Origin of the sequence: Arcobacter peruensis (assembly GCF_003711085.1) — a bacterium.
GTDB classification, from domain to species: domain Bacteria; phylum Campylobacterota; class Campylobacteria; order Campylobacterales; family Arcobacteraceae; genus Poseidonibacter; species Poseidonibacter parvus.
The window spans coordinates 1,238,151-1,255,055 of sequence record NZ_CP032363.1; the positions used below are offsets into that span (position 1 = coordinate 1,238,151).

Sequence of the window (16,905 nt, forward strand, 5' to 3'; positions counted from 1 at the left end):
TATTTTATGAAATAGTCTTTAATTCATTTTCTATTTTTTCTAATTTATTTTTTGCATCTTCTAATGCTTTTCTATTTTCAGCAATAACAGCTTCAGGTGCATTTGCTACAAATCTTTCATTTGATAACATTCCATTTAGCTTATCAAACTCTTTTTGAGTTTTTGCTTGTTGCTTAGTTAATTTATCAATAATTGGACTCATATCAATTTCTGAAGTTGGTAAGTATACTTCTAAATTATTTGATACATCTGTAATTGAGTTTTCAACTTTTGCATCTACAAACTCTATATTTTCAACTTTTCCAAGTTTTTCAATAAATGGACGTGCAACTTCAATATCAATTTGCTTATCTAGTTTGATATAAGCTTTTGCAATCTTTGAGTTACCCATATCAATTACAACTTTAGCACGTCTTACAGAGATAATAGCTTCTTCAATTACTGCAAACATATCTTCCATATCTTGATTTTTTGCAATATCTTTAGGGAAATTATTAATCATTAAAGAGTCACCCTCTTCAAGAGTAGTTCCTGATAATTTATGATACAAATAATCTGCAATAAATGGCATAAATGGTGATATCATTTTTAGTGTTTCTTTGAAAATTGCACCAAGTTCTAAAATAGAATCTTTTGAACCTTTTGAATATTCAATACCCCAGTTACAAAACTCATTCCATACAAATTTATAAAGAGTACTTGCAGCTTCATTGAATTTGAAAGTTTCTAAGTTATCTCTTAATTCATCAACAGACTTACTTAGTCTACTTTGCATATATAAACCAAGTGCAGTTTTAATTTCAATATCTTTTAAATCAGGGAAAGTATCTATATTTAATTGTAAGAAATTAGTTGCATTATAAAGTTTATTTGTAAAGTTTCTAAATTGCTCTAAATTCTTTTCTCCAAGTTTAATATCTCTACCTTGAATAGCTAAATATGCAAGTGTAAATCTAATAATATCAGCAGAATGCTCTTCAACCATATCAAGTGGATCAATTACATTTCCTTTTGATTTAGACATTTTTGCACCTGTTTCATCTCTAACTAAAGCATGCATATAAATATCTTTAAATGGTAATTCACCTTGGAAATGATCACCCATCATCATCATTCTAGCAACCCAGAAGAACATAATATCAAAACCAGTAATTAAAAGTGAATTTGGATAGAAGTCTTTCATATCTTGAACTTCATTATATAACTCTTCTAATTTTCCATTATTTCCCCAACCTAAAGGACTCATTGCCCATAAAGCAGATGAGAACCAAGTATCTAAAACATCTGGGTCTTGAGTATAGTGTTTTTCTCCACACTTTGGACACTTTTCTGGCTCATCAGATTTATCAGCCCATTGATGATTACAAGAGTCACAAGTAAACACAGGAATTCTATGTCCCCACCATAATTGTCTAGAAATACACCATGGTCTTAACTCATCCATCCAAGCTGTATATGAATTAATCCAATGTTGTGGATGGAAGTTATTATGAGCTTTTGTTTTATCAATTGAAGATTTTGCCATTTTTTCAGACAAGAACCATTGTTGAGAAATAAATGGTTCAACAATATTTTTACATCTATAACAATGCCCTACTTGATGAACATGGTCTTCAATTTTTACAATATATCCTGCATTTTCAAGTGCTTTTACAATAACAGGTCTTGCTTCTAATCTTTCTAGTCCAGCAAACTCTCCACAGTAATCATTTAAAATTCCTTTTTCATCAAATACTTTAATAAATTCTAAGTCGTGTCTTTTTCCTACTTCATAATCATTTTGATCATGAGCAGGAGTAACTTTTACAACACCAGTTCCAAATTCCATATCAACATGAGAATCAGTAATAACTTTGATTGTTCTATCTGTTAAAGGTAATAATACTTCTTTCCCTACAATTGAAGAATATCTAGAATCATCAGGATGAACCATAATAGCAGTATCTCCAAAATATGTTTCAGGTCTAGTAGTAGCAACTTCAAGCTCTCCACTACCATCAGCAAACTTATAAATCATAGTATAAAACTTACCATTTACTTCTTCATGTTCAACTTCAATATCAGATAATGCACCATCGTGTGTACACCAGTTAACCATATAGTTATTTTGAGAGATATGACCATCATTGTATAAAGATACAAAAGCTTCTTTTACAGCTTCTTTTAAACCTTCATCCATAGTAAATCGCTCACGTTTCCAAGCAGGAGTAACTCCTAATTTTCTCATTTGATGAACAATATTCCCACCAGATGTTTCTTTTTGAAGCCATGCACGCTCTAAAAACTTTTCACGTCCCAATTCTTCTTTTGTAGTACCTTCAGCAAGTAATTGTTTTTCAACAACATTTTGTGTTGCAATTCCTGCATGGTCTGTTCCTGGTTGCCAAAGTGTTTTAAAACCATCCATTCTTTTATATCTAGTAATGATATCTTGTAATGTAAATGTAAGTGCGTGACCAATATGTAAACTTCCTGTTACATTTGGTGGTGGCATCATGATAGAGAAGTTCTTACCCTCTTCTTGGATATCTTTATTTCCTTCAATTTCAAAATAACCTCTATCTTCCCAGATTTTATAGTAATTATCTTCTACTTTTGATGGTTCGTATTTTTCACTCATTAAAAATCCTATATTGCTTTATTATTCGCGATTATATCTAAAGTATATTTAATAATACAAATTATCTATTTACATAAAGCAATAATAAGATATAATAATCAACTAAATAGAAATAAATAATATTTAAATTATATAGGATGATATATATGAATATAAACTTTATAGACAAAAATAAAACAATTACAACTATCTTATTAAGTTTATTTATTCTTTTCACATTTTCTTCTTTTATATTAATAACAAATAAATATCAAGATATTGAAAAAGAAATCAATACTAAAGATATTTCTAATCTTATATATAAAATTCAATCTCAGCTTGAATTTAATCATAAATTAGCCTTATCATTTTCCACTTCAGATGAAGTCTATAACTTTCTTGAAAATAAAAACCAAAATTACATTTTTAAAAATTTTAGAAAAGGTTCTTATACCTTAGAAGATGTAGGTTTATCTTATTATATTTTAACGAATAAAGAAAATAAAATAAAATTTTCTACATATAAGAGAGGAACACAAATAGATGATATAAAAAACTTTGAAGTATTTATTACAAATGATTCAAAAGAATTAAATACAATTAATAAAGTTATTATTTATAAAAGTGAAGCATATTATTTATCTAAAACACCTGTTTATAAAACAGATTATGAAAATATTTCAAATGGATTTTTGTATACAGGTTCAAAAATAGATATAAAAAAGTTAACCAATCTTTCTCATAGTTTTAATAATATTAAATTCATATCAAATTCAAAAATAAAACCTCAAACTAGTAAGTTAAACAATAAAGAAACTTCTTCATTCAAAACTATAATTCATAAAGAAATAAAAAATAATTTAAATTACAATGAGATATCTTTTTACAATAATCATAAAGATTTAATATTTACCATTAGAGTAAAAAGTATAATAAAAAATATTAATCATACAAAAGAAATATCATTAATAATATTTTTAGGTTTAGCAAGTATCGCAATTTTTATTTTACTATATATTAGTACTTCATATAGAAGAGAATTAAAATTACAACAAGAATCAATAGCTTTAAAAATACAAGAAGAAGCTAAAGAATTAAAGACAAAAGTTCAAGAACTTGAAAAAGCAAATAAAAAACTATATAAAATAGCACATACAGATTTTTTAACAAAAACAATGAATAGAAGAAGTTTTTTTACTCATGCACAGAATCATTTCAATTTTGCAAAAAAGAATGATGAAATATTATCAGTAATTATGATTGATATTGATAACTTTAAAAAATTTAATGATAAATATGGTCATAGTGTGGGTGATAAAGTACTAATTCTTTTTGCAGATAAAATTAGAAATCTTATAACAGAAAAAACTATTTTTGGTAGATTAGGTGGTGAAGAGTTTGCTTTAATCGTTAAAAATACAAATCTTGAAGATACAATAATAAAAGCTGAAAAACTAAAAAAGAGTATTGAAGAAATAAAATTAGTTATAGATCAAGAAAGAGTTAAGATCACAGCTAGTTTTGGAGTTAGTGATAATAGTAATTGTAACAATATAGATGAAATGCTACAACAAGCAGACACTCATTTATATAATGCGAAAGAATCTGGAAAAAATGTCGTAAGATCTAGACTTAACTTTTGTTAAGTGATATTTAAATAGAAGTTTTTTCATCCTCTTTAATTAACCCAGCTTCTCTTAAAAAAGGAGATGCAATAAAAGACATCTTTTTTATTTTATCAAACTTTGCATAAGATAAATAAAGTACATCTTTAGCACGTGTAACAGCAACATAAAAAAGACGTCTTTCTTCTTCTAAGCTTCCGCCTTTACTCATAAGTTTTCTATTTGGAAATCTACCATCCATTAAATCAATTACATAAACTTCTTTAAACTCTAAGCCTTTACTTGCATGAACTGATAATAAATTAACTCCATCGCCCTCACTCATCTCAGAACCACCTAAAATCATTGAATTAATAAACTTTGATAACTCTGAAAAGTTTCTTGATAAGTTTTTTAAAAGCATACATTTACGATTTATCTTAGCAAGTGATTTTGTTTTTTGCATAGGATTTACTGTTCCATCTTTTGCAGTTGCTCTTTTAGTTGATAAAAAATCTTTTAATTTTGAATACATCATTGAAGAATTGATACTAGAAACTAATGATTCAGGGTTTTTTGTTCTTCTTAAATGCTTCATTAATAAATAAAAGTCATAAATATATTTACCACCATCAACACTTAATTTGGGATGTTTTAAGATTGGATTTGATAAAAATGCTTCTTCAAAACCACAATCTTTAAACTTTGAAACAGAACCTAACTCTAAAAAATCATCAAATAAACCAAGTTGTCTGTTTTTAACTTTATTAGTATCATATGGATTATTGATATCAGGATTTGGATGAAATAAACCTCTTAAAATATCTCCATCACCTAATTTTATAAGTGCATCAAAAACATCTTTTGCAATTGCTTTTCCAATTCCTTTACCATGTTCTAAAACGTGGATAAATGCCATCATATCATTGTGTGACATTTGCATAACTAAAACATCTAAAATAAACTTCACTTCAACAGAATCAAAGAATGACATTCCACCTTTTCTTTTTGCTGGAATTTCATATTCACGTAGGTTTGCTTCTATTCCGTCTGCACTTGAGTTATTTCTATAAATTATCGCAATATCATTATGAGGTGTTTGGCTTTTTGAAATAAGTTCAGAGATATATTGATATTGTGCGAATAATTCATTAAAAGCTAAAAGTTTTGGTTTTATAGTTTCATCTGTTCTAATAACTTCTAAGTTTTTATCATAAATTCTTTCATTATGTTCAATTACTTTTGTTGCTAAATCCAAAATAGGTTTAGTAGAGCGGTAATTTTTTCTTAATGTAAAAACTGTAGCATTATCATATCTATCTGAAAAAGTTGAAATAATTCCAATATCAGAGCCATTAAAAGCATAAATACTTTGGTCATAATCACCAACACAAAACAGTGAGTTTGGTTTAAAACCATCAAGTAATCTACCTTGTAGTGGATTTGTATCTTGATATTCATCTACTAAAACTTCTTTAAAATCAAAGTCTTGTGTTTTTAAAGTTTCTAACATAATTGTTAATAAGTCATCAAAGTTTGCATAGCCATATTTGATCTTTAAAGCATTAAACTCATCAACAACATCTTCATAAATTAAAGTATATATTTCATGTGATGGATTTTTGTCTTTTATCCATGTTCCAAAATCTTCACCTGTATTTGAGTTAAGATAAAGTGAATACATATCATATAAATATCCACCGTCATATGGATTAGCTTCATCATCTCTATCGTAAAATACTCTTTTCTCATAAACTGATTTAAATAGTGTTTTTAATTCATTTGGTTGTTTTAAACTGATATTAATTTCTAGTTGTTTTAATAATTTATAAGAAACCGAGTGAAAGGTTCCTGCCATAATTTGCTTTGCAATATCTTTTCCAAAAAACTTTGCAACTCTTTGTACCATTTCAGCTGCTGCTTTATTAGTAAAAGTTAAAAGTAATATTTCTTCAGGTTTTGTTCCATTATTAATTAAGTTTGCGATTCTTCCTACAATTGTAGAAGTTTTTCCTGTACCAGCACTTGCAATAATCAGGTTATATCCCTTTGGACAAGTTGCAGCACTTAATTGTTCTTTATTTAGGTTAGATAATGGCATTTATTAGTTGATTCTTTATAGTAGTATTTATATTTGAAATAGTAGCATAAAAGACTTATTGTTGATTTAATTATTGAAGTATTTATAAAAAAGAAAAGGTGCCATGAGTCATGACACCTTTTACACAAGGAAACATAAAAAATTATTTTTATTTAAGAAATCTATCTTAAAAATTTATTTGAATAAATAAGTCGCTGCGTCAACTTATCTATGAGAAAATTATACACAGTCACTATTAACTAAAATATAATAAAAAATTAATGAATAGTTAACTTGTTAATTTTTTATTCTTTTCTACTATTTTTTGTAAAAGTTTACAGTAAGCAATTATAAAAATCATTACGATATAAATTAGTTGAAGTATAGTTATAGACTTTTGTGCCATTACAAAATGTATTGTAATTAAAATCAAGGCTAAATAAACTAATTGATGGTACTTACTATACTTTTTAAACAAATTTTTTGTAGAAGTAATTGCCATAAATAGAAGTATAAAAAATGCAATCATTCCAAGATAAATAAATGGCTTATCAAGTGTTTCATCAATTATAAAAAATATATCTAAATCTGCATCAAAAACTACAAAATTAATTAAATGTAAAAAAGCATAAAAGAATCCAAAAAGTCCTATTAGTTTTCTATATTTCATAAAATTTATTTGCTTTTTAAATAGCGAAATAAGAATTGACACAAAAAGTATAATCGTTGAAGTTACTCCCGTAAAAGTATAAATATATTTAATAGGATCAACTACATTTTCAAAAATTAGAATTTGTGCACTTAATAATACTAAAGGAGAAAGCATTATTAAGTATATTAAAAATCGTTTCATTAGATAAACTTTCTTAAATCCATTCCCTTATACATATGAGCAACTTCTTTTTCATAGCCATTATACATTAGGGTTTTTTGTTTTAAGAATTTTCCTAAAACTCTCTCTTTCTTTTGTGACCATCTTGGATGATCAACATTTGGATTTACATTTGCATAAAATCCGTATTCTCTTTTATTTGATCTTTGCCAAGTATTTAAAGGTTCTTTATCTACAAAAGATATTTTAGAAATTGATTTAATTGATTTAAAACCATATTTCCAAGGTACAACTAAACGCAGTGGTGCACCATTTTGATTAGGCAAAGTTGAACCATAAAGTCCTGTTGCTAAAAATGATAATTCATTCATAGCCTCATCCATTCTTAAAGCTTCAACATAAGGATAATCAATACTTGCAAATACACCACGAGCTTGGTCTGGAAACATTTCATCATCATATTTTGTCTCAAATCTAATATACTTTGCACTTGATAGTGGTTTTGCAAACTTAATAAATGAAGCTAGTGAAAAGCCATTCCAAGGAACAACCATTGACCAACCTTCAACACATCTAAATCTATAGATTCTCTCTTCAAGTGTAAAGTTTTTACTTAAATCAGCTAATTGTATTTTAAATGGTTTTTCAACTAAACCATCAATTTCAATTTCCCAATCATCAGTTTTTAAAGTATGTGCTAAATCTTTTACACCTTTTTTTGAAGTTGTAAATTCATAAAAGTTATTGTATGTTGTAATTTGTTCATAGGTATTTAGTTTTAAATTATTGATATTTTTATCTTTTAGATATTTTAAATTAGGTACAGGAATATTGTCTTTTGCTAAAGCTTCTATTAAAGCTCCAGAAGCAACTAGAGAAGCAGCTCCTAATTTTAGGAAAGTTCTTCTTTTATTAAATAGTTCTTCTGGTGTAACTTCACTTGAAGGAATATCCCAGCTTGGTTTTTTTATTATATTCATAATTTACCCTTTAACTTTTTTATATTATTTATTATATATCATTAGTGTAAAGGGTATGTTTAGAAAGAACTTTTCTTAGATTATTTACCTTTTAAAAGAATAGTAAGATATTTACTTGACCAAATAATCAATCCAGCAACCAATAAAAGAGCCGTTAAATTTAGTAAAAATATATAATTTAAATCAAAATTTAAAGAAAAAGAAGTGAATATTCTTAAAAATGCAATTATTTGAATTGCTATAAATATTGTTATAGCAAACTTTCCAGCATAAGGTGTAGTTCCAGAATGCCCTAAAACAACTCTTGTTCCAAAACCAACTAATACCGTCACAAAGTAACCAAGTGCTAGTGTATGAATTACAGCTTTTTCAAAAATAATACTAGGATCATATAAGTAAGCTAAAGATTCAATAACTGATATTAAAAGTGCAAAAGGAATCCAATAAAGAGATATAAATAAAACCCACATTATTGCAGTAACTTTAAATGTTGGTAAATTCCATTTTATAAGCTCTCTTAAAAAAACAACTAATAATGGCACATCAGCTAAAAGATTAAAAGCAGGATTTCCAAGTGATAGAAAAAAGATTTTTAAAATTAGTAAACCATAAACTATAGGTAATAGGTTTTTAGATTTATTAATTACATAAGTAGGTACTTTTGTTTTTGTAAAAAAAGGAATCATTCTTTGAGAAACAGTAAATATAATCATAAATAAAAACAAATAAAAACCACAATTTATAGCAAAAGTAGAAACTGTTAATGAATATTTAAAATCAATAGAACTTATTATAAAAAGTGCATGCATTACAACTCCTGTTAAAAAAGCTATTAAAATCCATTTTGTATCTTCTTTAATTGGTACTATACTTTTTTTATGAATAGAATATAGTAAATTAAAACTAAGTATTTGAGCAATAAGCATTAAAATTTGAAAAATAAAAGTAATACTAGGAACAAAAATAAGAGATAAAAGTATTCCTACACTACTAGCAAAATATAATAAAAATTGTTGCATATAAACTTTAGGTAAGATTTCTGCTTGCGATAAAAACCTTGGGAATACAACAAAAAGAAAACCTAAGAAAAATTGAATAAATACAACAAAAATCATTGTATAAGCATGATAAGTTAAAATTGAATCATCTAAGATTAAAACATTTGAGAATGTTGCTATAAAAAGCATCATAAAAAGAATAAAAAATATAATACCATTTGTAAAAAATGGCTGGTGAGGTTGAGAAGAAAACTTCTTATACCAAGTTGCTAACATATTGTCTCCTAAAATAAAAAGGTCACAGGAAAGTGACCTTTTGTGATTTTTAGAAGTATATCAAATCGTGATTTTTTAAACCTTGATTATTGACAAGTTCCACAACAAGAAGTTGAAGTAGCATCACTTAATGCTGCTAATGCTGCATCATAATTTGGCTCTTCAGTAATTTCTGGACAAATTTCTTTGTATGTAATTACTCCAGATGCATTGATAACAAAAATTGCTCTACAAGTAACTCCAGCTAATGCTCCAGATGCAACTAATACACCATAAGATTTAGCAAATGCTTTTGCTCTAAAATCAGAACCAACAGTTAAGTTTTCAATTCCTTCAGTTGTACAAAATCTTCCCATTGCAAATGGTAAGTCCATAGAAACTACAATTACTTCTGCATTTTCCATTTTTGCAGCTTCTTCATTGAATTTTCTAGTTTCAGCTGCACAAACAGGTGTATCTAAAGATGGAACAACTACAACTACTTGTGATTTACCATTTTCTCCACCAACTTGAACATCAGATAAATCTTTTGCTACAACAGTAACTACAGGTGCTTTATCACCAACATTTACTTCTGCTCCACTTAACTCTACTTCATTACCTTTTAATTTTGTTGTTGCCATATAATTTCCTTTTATTTTTAATATTTCTTGACATTATAATAAATTCGGATAAATTTTGTCTTAATTGTGCGCAATCAAGTTGTAACTATTACTATTTAACTCTAATACAATTACTTTCTAGGACAATTTTCTCTTCATTTAACAGTTTTGTAAGCGTTGCTTTAAAAGCTTTTTTACTAATACCAAAAACTTTTTTGATATCTTCTGCATCACTTTTATAAGTAAAATCAAGTTTTCCACCATTTTTCTTTAAAATCTCAAAAACTTTATCGTCTTTTACTTTTTTACCAATTTCTTGAAGTGAAATATCTAATTTATTATCATCTCTTATTTTTTTAATATAAGCTCTTTTTCTATCACCAAAATAAATATTTTCAAATATTTCAGTATGGAAAATCATTCCATCGTATAAGTCATTTACAATTACTTTATATCCAAGTGGAGTTTTTGAATAAACAAGGATTTCCACCTCATCTTTTTCACTTAAGTCTTTTATATTTTGCTCTAAAGTATATTTTTCTGTAGCAATAAGTCTATCAGTTTTTTCATCAAGAATCATTTTTAAAACTTTTTTATGACCTTTATGAAAAATACTTCTTTGTTTATTTTTAGGAACTAGAATATCTTTTGGTAGCCCTATATCAACAAAAGCTCCAAAAGCAGCAGTATCTACAATTTCTAAATATGCAAATTCATTTACATATAGGTATGGGTCAAGTGTAGTTGCAACTAATCTATCTTCACTATCTGTATAGATAAATACATCTAAAAAAGAACCTAGTTCCATTTCATTTGTTACATAAGCATTTGGAAGAAGTACTTCTTCTTTGTCTTCACTAATTAAGTAAATTCCCGGTTCGCTTTTTCTATATACTGCTAGTTTATTTATTTCACCAACATATATATGTTCATTTATTAACTGTTCTTGATTTTCTGTCATTTTTAGTAATTCCGTTTTGTTTAATTTTGTCCATTATAGCTAAATAAAACTTTCTTAAGCTATTTAATAATTATATAACATATTAAGATATATAAGAGTAAAATTAGAATAAGGAAACAGTATAGCTAAACTATTAGTTTAGCTTATACTATAGGTGTTTTAAACAACAGTCCAAATCATAAGGAAATATCATGTCAACAGAATTCTATGCCCTAAAATATAACAAAACAAGACAAGTCAAAATTACAAACGATGAAGAAAACAACTATGAAAGACTAAGACTTTACGTAAATGGCGCACCTTATTCAGTAAATGCAAAAGCAGGCTCATATGTAGGATGTGGAATTGATGCTGCACATAGTTTTATGGGTTATTTTGTTAATGCAATACCAAGAAGTAGAATTAAAAAATATGTCAAAGTTACATCAGGACCAAGTGATTTTAGAAAGTATGCAAACAAACTTCTTTTAGGAGGTATAATTTTTAATCCAGGAGATGATTATTTTACAACTCCTGCACAATTAGCAGTGGGGCTTGATAAACTTACTAAAAAAAATTTAACTTCTAGAAAAGATATTGAAAACGACACTATAAGACATAATAAAGGCACAAATAGTTCTATTATACAAAAAGTTAGACATCACTTAAGAAGAGCTATTCCTGTAGTTGCACTAATTAGTAAAGGTAATCATTGGGTAACAATTGTAGGAATGGATTGTAAATATAAAACTAATGGTGATATTGATGTTGAAAAGACATGTGTTTGGTATTTAGACTTAACTTCAGGAGAAGATTGTTACGCTAAATTTATTGATTTAAAAATATTAGGATGGAGTAGTTTTTGGGGAAGACAATATGCATCAAGTTATGTTTCAGGAACAGTAATTAGTTTAAAAAGTGATTCTGTTTTATATGCTGATAAGTGGTCAAAAGGTTGGAATAGTAAGATATATGAAGTAAAAGGTAAACAATACTTATTTTTATTAAAACCAAGTAATGGACTTGTTCATATTCATAATATAAAAGCAGATGGAAGTATTGGAAGAAACATACAAACATATGATTGGACTAAGGGTTGGAGTAATATAAATTTCTATACAGTTAAAGGGAAAACTTATCTTTTTTTAATGAAAGCAGGAAAAGGTGATGGTTATACAAATGGACTTGTTCATATAAACAAAGTTAATGATAATGGAACAATTGATAAAGTCATAGAAAAACATGACTGGCGTTCGGGTTGGAATAAAATAGAGTTTTTTTATTTTAAAAATAAAACTTATGTAATCTTAAACAGAGATGATGGGACAGTACATATTAGAGTTATGAATAGCAATGGAACACTTGGAGAGAAAGTAATTGAAGAAGCAAATTTTTTAAAGAATTCTAAATCTATTGTAGGTACAGATATTCAAGTAATTGAAACTGAAAATGCTGTTTATATTTATGGAATTAATAATACAGGTAAAAGAACAATATATTCTCAATGTAAATTTTACTTAAAAAATAAAAAATTTAATTTTGAACAGATAGATACGCAAGATTGGTCTACAGGATGGGTTAGAATGAATATATTTAAAGCTTCTGAGAAAAAATCTTACTTAATTATAAGTAAAGGTGTAAGTAGAAATGGAATTATGCATATTCATAAAATCAACAACCTTAAAAATGATGCAAAAATTGGAAAACTAATTGATGACAATTATTTTAGAAACAAATTTGTTATGGGATTAGTACCAATGGAACAATGGAGTAATATTCAATACTTTAAAGCAAGAAATACAAAATTAAAACTATTCTTATTAGATAAATACAGTGGTAGAGTAAGAGTTATTAATATGAAAAATAATGGAGCTTTTGAAAATGATTTAGTACCTAGCAAAGAGTTAAAGTATTACAATATTGAAATAAATACAAGTAATGAAAAAAATGCAGGTACAAGTGCAAAAGTATTTATTACTTTAAAAGGTGATAATTGGGAAAGTCCCGAGTATCATATTGATACAATAAGTGATGATTTTGAAAGAGGTTCTCGTACAATTCAAAATATTCCTGTAGATAAATATTTTGGCGAAATTAAAAAAGTTATGATTAGACATGATAATAGTAAATCAAAACCAGGTTGGCATTTACAAAGTATTTATATAACAGAGGGTAATTCAAAAAATAAATGGTCTGCAAGAGTTTATAAATGGTTTGCAAAAACTGTTGGAGATAAAAAAATACAAAGAGAAATTACTTTAGAAAAGATGCCAAAGAAAAATTAGTTAGTAGAAAATAAGTAGCTATTAAAGCTACTTATTTTCTTTTTATAAGTTTTACAAGTGTAAGTATTACTACAGCTGAGATGATAATACTTGCACCTGAGGATATATCATAAAGATATGAAATCACTAAACCACTAAGTGTAAAAATACTTGCAAAAATTGAACTTATTATCATCATTTGAGATAGTTTATTTGAAAATGCTTCTGCTAAATAGGTAGGAATAGTAAGTAAAGCAATCACTAAAATAAGCCCAACAGCTTTAATAGCTGCAACAACACATAATGAAGCTAATACTAAAATTAGTGTATAAAAGAATTTTGTATTAATTCCTCTTAATTTTGCAAACTCACTATCATAAGATACAGCTAATATTTCTTTATAAAAAAACATTACAATAAGAACAATAAATACATCTAAAACTGTCATATAAATGATATCATCGCTTGAAACTGCGATTATTGAACCAAATAAATAGGACATCAAATCCACATTATAACCAGGTGTTAAATCTACAAAAATAATACCAATAGCCATACCAAAAGCCCACATCATTCCTATAATTGCATCTGCTCTATTTCTATTGTTTAAAGTCAATATCGCAATTATAACAGCAGTAATTAAAGCAAAAACAGTTGCACCAAATAACACAGGTAAACCTAGATAAATTGCAATCCCAATTCCACCATAAGAGCTATGTGCAATTCCACCTGTTAAAAAAGTAATTTTGTTTACAACAACAAGTGAACCAATTATTCCAGCTGCTATAGAAATTAATAAACCAGCTAATAATGCATTTTGAATAAAATCGTATTCTAATATTTCTAACATTTCATTTCCTACTGAAGTTTATGATCACAACAAACTTGTGTTTTTCCTAAAGCTTTTAAAAGCTCAACTTCACACAAGTGGTCATCAACAGTATGTATATCTTTTTGTATACTTTCTAAATTATGATAAACAAGATTTTTATTTACATGAGCAACATTATTTGCATAGTTTAATAAAACAGAAATATCATGACTTACTACTACTATACAAATTGATTTATTTAACTCTTTTAGTAATTCATAAACTTCTTTTTGACCTTTTACATCAATACTAGCCGTTGGTTCATCTAAAAGCATTACTTTTGGATTTGCACATAATGCACGTGCAATAAAAACTCTTTGCCTTTGACCTCCACTTAAATCACCAATTCGTCTATTTGAGAAATCACTCATTCCTACTTTTTCTAATGAGTGCATAGCACAAGAAATATCTTCTTTGCTATATCCAAAAAGCTTCTTTTTATTTCCTATATGTCCCATTAAAACTACTTCAAGTGCAGTTATAGGAAAATCAATATTTAAGTTAGTATTTTGAGGAACATAACCGATTAATTCATTTTTGATATTTTTTGATATTTTTCCATTTTGAGGTTTTAATAAACCCAAGATTAGTTTAAGAAGTGTAGATTTACCGCCACCATTTGGTCCAATAATTGCTAGAAAATCATCATTATTAATTGTTAGATTTATATCTTCTAGTACTTTATAATTCTCTTTATACGCGTATGATAAGTCTTTTATATTTAAAATTTCCAATATTTACCTTTATTTGCAACAAAGTCGCAATTGTATCAAATATATCCTTTAATATAAGCCCATGCTAATCCTAGATATTCATGAAAAGCTACTTTTACCTTATATAAATTCTCACTAGCAAAGATAGAACTATAATCTTTTTTATCCTTTCCTAAATGATATGTAGCAGCGGCAATAGGATTTAATCCAAGCTTTTTAAATAATAGCATTGACCTTTTCATATGTGATGCACTTGTAACTAAAATAAAAGGTTTACTCCCTATTATTTTTTTAGCTTGTATTGCTTCTTCTCTTGTATCTTTTGGTTTATCCATCTTTATGATATTTTTATCTTTTATTCCTAAATCAACAGCAAGAGATTTACTCATAGTTGAATGATAATTTTTATCAAAGCCTTTGTATCCTGATACAATTAATTTAGCATTATCAAGTTTTTTAAAAATTCTTATTCCTTCATTTAATCTAACAACTGCAACTTGATTTAATTGTGAAGTAATACTTAGGTTTTCATTTGTAATATGACCGGAACCTAAAACTAAAACATATTGAACTTTTGGAATTTCTAAAAGTGCTTTGTGCGAGTTTTCTAAAGGATTTATAATTGCATTTGAAACTATTTGTGAAGATAAAAGTGTAAACCAAAGAAGTGCAAAAAAAGAAAATACTTTTGCTTTCTTGTATGAATTAGTAATTAAAAAATAAAAAGCAATAAATAGTAAAAAAAGACCAATAGGAATAGGTAATAAAAAAGCAGAAATAATCTTTTTAAGTAAAAACATTTAACTTCCTACAATAGCTGATAAATAACCTACAACTCTTGTTTTATCATTATTAACATCACAACTTGTAGAATAATCTAAAACTTTAGTATTTAAACTATTTTTACTAGATGATTCAAGTAAGGCTTTTATTCCTGTTTTTCCACAAGCTTCACAATTTTCCAATTTACTTAAATCTTTTTCATTTATTGCACTTATACAATTTTCATCAATTTTTTTTGCAATTTGCAATGGGTGAAAATGGCTTAAATCTGTACTGATTACAAGTAAGTTATTTTCATCTTTTATTAGCTCATCAAGTAATAAACTAAGAGTATTAGAGTCTTGATTTCCATAAACTATTTCAATAATTTTTGCATTTGGAAAATAGTATTTAATAAATGGAGCTTGTGTTTCACTTGAGTGTTCAAAAGCACACTCTTCATTTGTAGTTAAAAAATCATATCTTTGCATTAAAGCTTTTGAATATTCTAAATCAATTTCAATATTTCCCAAAGGCGTTTCATAAAAATTATCAAGACAAATACTTGAACCTTCAAAGTAAGTATTATGAGAAGGTCCTATTACTATTATTCTTTTAGGGTTTTGTTTTGAAGCAGTATTAAAAGATAGATTACAAAGCTTTCCACTGTATATATACCCTGCATGTGGATTTACAATTGCATTTATATGTTTAAATCCATTATCTTCATTTTTATTAATATTATTAGAAAAACTTTTTATTAACTTTTCTAGTTCATCTTTATCATTTGGATAAAAACTACCAGAAACTACTGTTTTTCTAATACTCATTTATTTTACTTTTATAACTTCATAAACTAAAACATCAATATTTTTGTCTAAACAATCTTTATCAAAACTTCCTTTGATAATCAGTTTTTCAAAAAATTCTTCAAAATTTTGATATTGTTCCCAAACTTGTGGTAAAAAAGTAGAACGCTCTTCTTCATCCATTAATACAACACCATGAAGCCCTACTTTTATTTTTGATTTTAAATCAGCTTTGTCTTTGTACTCTAATTTAATCGCAGGAGTTAAAATAGATATTTCTAAGTCTATTTTTGCAAACTCTTCTTCTGATAATTCTAAAAATCTAGGATCTAAAAAAGCTGCATTATATGCATTTGAAATTAAATCATCAATTAACATGTCATAAGCTTCTAAGCTTCCAATACATCCTCTTAATTCTCCATTTAAATTAAGTGTCACAAAACAAGCTGCAGGTTCATCTAAAAAAGGATATTCTTTTATAAGTTGCTCTTTATCAATTTTAAAACTTTCGTCAAACTTACATGCAATTGCATCATTTGCAATTTTTAGTAATATATCTTTATTCATAAAAACCC

Annotated in this window: 14 protein-coding genes; 2 read left to right on the top strand and 12 right to left on the bottom strand. The window is 26.8% G+C overall.

Annotated features, from left to right (window positions below; translation table 11 throughout):
• Positions 1-4: 4 nt before the first annotated feature.
• Positions 5-2,620, bottom strand: coding sequence for a valine--tRNA ligase (locus D3Z07_RS06350; protein ID WP_076084471.1), 2,616 nt, complete (start codon positions 2,618-2,620; stop codon positions 5-7).
• 146 nt (positions 2,621-2,766) lie between these two features.
• On the opposite strand from D3Z07_RS06350, the gene D3Z07_RS06355 reads away from it, so the two are divergent.
• A complete protein-coding gene (locus D3Z07_RS06355; protein ID WP_076084469.1) occupies positions 2,767-4,245 on the top strand; it encodes a sensor domain-containing diguanylate cyclase in 1,479 nt (492 codons plus the stop codon).
• Between the two features lie 7 nt (positions 4,246-4,252).
• On the opposite strand, the gene D3Z07_RS06360 is transcribed toward D3Z07_RS06355, so the two are convergent.
• The 6 genes from D3Z07_RS06360 to D3Z07_RS06385 all read right to left on the bottom strand — a co-directional run bounded on the left by D3Z07_RS06360 (position 4,253) and on the right by D3Z07_RS06385 (position 10,908).
• Positions 4,253-6,304, bottom strand: a complete 2,052-nt coding sequence (locus D3Z07_RS06360; protein WP_076084467.1) for an ATP-dependent helicase — start codon at positions 6,302-6,304, stop codon at positions 4,253-4,255.
• A 268-nt stretch (positions 6,305-6,572) separates the two neighbouring features.
• Positions 6,573-7,136, bottom strand: a complete 564-nt coding sequence (locus D3Z07_RS06365) for a protein-methionine-sulfoxide reductase heme-binding subunit MsrQ (RefSeq protein ID WP_076084465.1) — start codon at positions 7,134-7,136, stop codon at positions 6,573-6,575.
• The gene (gene msrP, locus D3Z07_RS06370) at positions 7,136-8,095 is read right to left on the bottom strand and encodes a protein-methionine-sulfoxide reductase catalytic subunit MsrP (protein ID WP_076084463.1); all 960 of its coding nucleotides are present in this window, start codon (positions 8,093-8,095) and stop codon (positions 7,136-7,138) included. The genes D3Z07_RS06365 and msrP overlap by 1 nt, the downstream gene beginning before the upstream one ends.
• An 80-nt stretch (positions 8,096-8,175) precedes the next feature.
• A complete protein-coding gene (locus D3Z07_RS06375) occupies positions 8,176-9,369 on the bottom strand; it encodes an NnrS family protein (protein ID WP_122893368.1) in 1,194 nt (397 codons plus the stop codon).
• Between the two features lie 86 nt (positions 9,370-9,455).
• Positions 9,456-9,992 (bottom strand): thiol peroxidase Prx-SUH, encoded by a 537-nt coding sequence (prx-suh, locus tag D3Z07_RS06380; protein ID WP_076084457.1) that lies wholly within the window; start codon positions 9,990-9,992, stop codon positions 9,456-9,458.
• 91 nt (positions 9,993-10,083) lie between these two features.
• A complete protein-coding gene (locus D3Z07_RS06385; RefSeq protein ID WP_076089198.1) occupies positions 10,084-10,908 on the bottom strand; it encodes a CvfB family protein in 825 nt (274 codons plus the stop codon).
• A gap of 215 nt (positions 10,909-11,123) precedes the next feature.
• Here D3Z07_RS06385 and D3Z07_RS06390 point away from each other — a divergent pair, with 215 nt between their 5' ends.
• Positions 11,124-13,196, top strand: a complete 2,073-nt coding sequence (locus D3Z07_RS06390) for a PLAT/LH2 domain-containing protein (protein WP_076084454.1) — start codon at positions 11,124-11,126, stop codon at positions 13,194-13,196.
• 31 nt (positions 13,197-13,227) lie between these two features.
• Here D3Z07_RS06390 and D3Z07_RS06395 read toward each other — a convergent pair whose 3' ends face one another.
• Genes D3Z07_RS06395 through amrA form a run of 5 tightly spaced genes read right to left on the bottom strand, consistent with a single transcriptional unit; the run spans position 13,228 to position 16,897 of the window.
• Entirely contained in the window at positions 13,228-14,025 is a 798-nt protein-coding gene (locus tag D3Z07_RS06395; protein ID WP_076084451.1) for a metal ABC transporter permease, read from the bottom strand.
• A gap of 8 nt (positions 14,026-14,033) precedes the next feature.
• Entirely contained in the window at positions 14,034-14,780 is a 747-nt protein-coding gene (locus D3Z07_RS06400) for a metal ABC transporter ATP-binding protein (RefSeq protein ID WP_076084448.1), read from the bottom strand.
• 35 nt (positions 14,781-14,815) lie between these two features.
• Positions 14,816-15,559, bottom strand: coding sequence for an ElyC/SanA/YdcF family protein (locus tag D3Z07_RS06405; protein ID WP_122893369.1), 744 nt, complete (start codon positions 15,557-15,559; stop codon positions 14,816-14,818).
• Positions 15,560-16,351 carry an AmmeMemoRadiSam system protein B gene (gene amrB / locus D3Z07_RS06410; protein WP_076084443.1) on the bottom strand — a complete coding sequence of 264 codons (792 nt, stop codon included), beginning with the start codon at positions 16,349-16,351 and terminating at the stop codon, positions 15,560-15,562.
• Complete coding sequence (gene amrA, locus D3Z07_RS06415) at positions 16,352-16,897, bottom strand: AmmeMemoRadiSam system protein A (RefSeq protein WP_122893370.1); 546 nt, start codon at positions 16,895-16,897, stop codon at positions 16,352-16,354.
• Positions 16,898-16,905 lie beyond the last annotated feature (8 nt).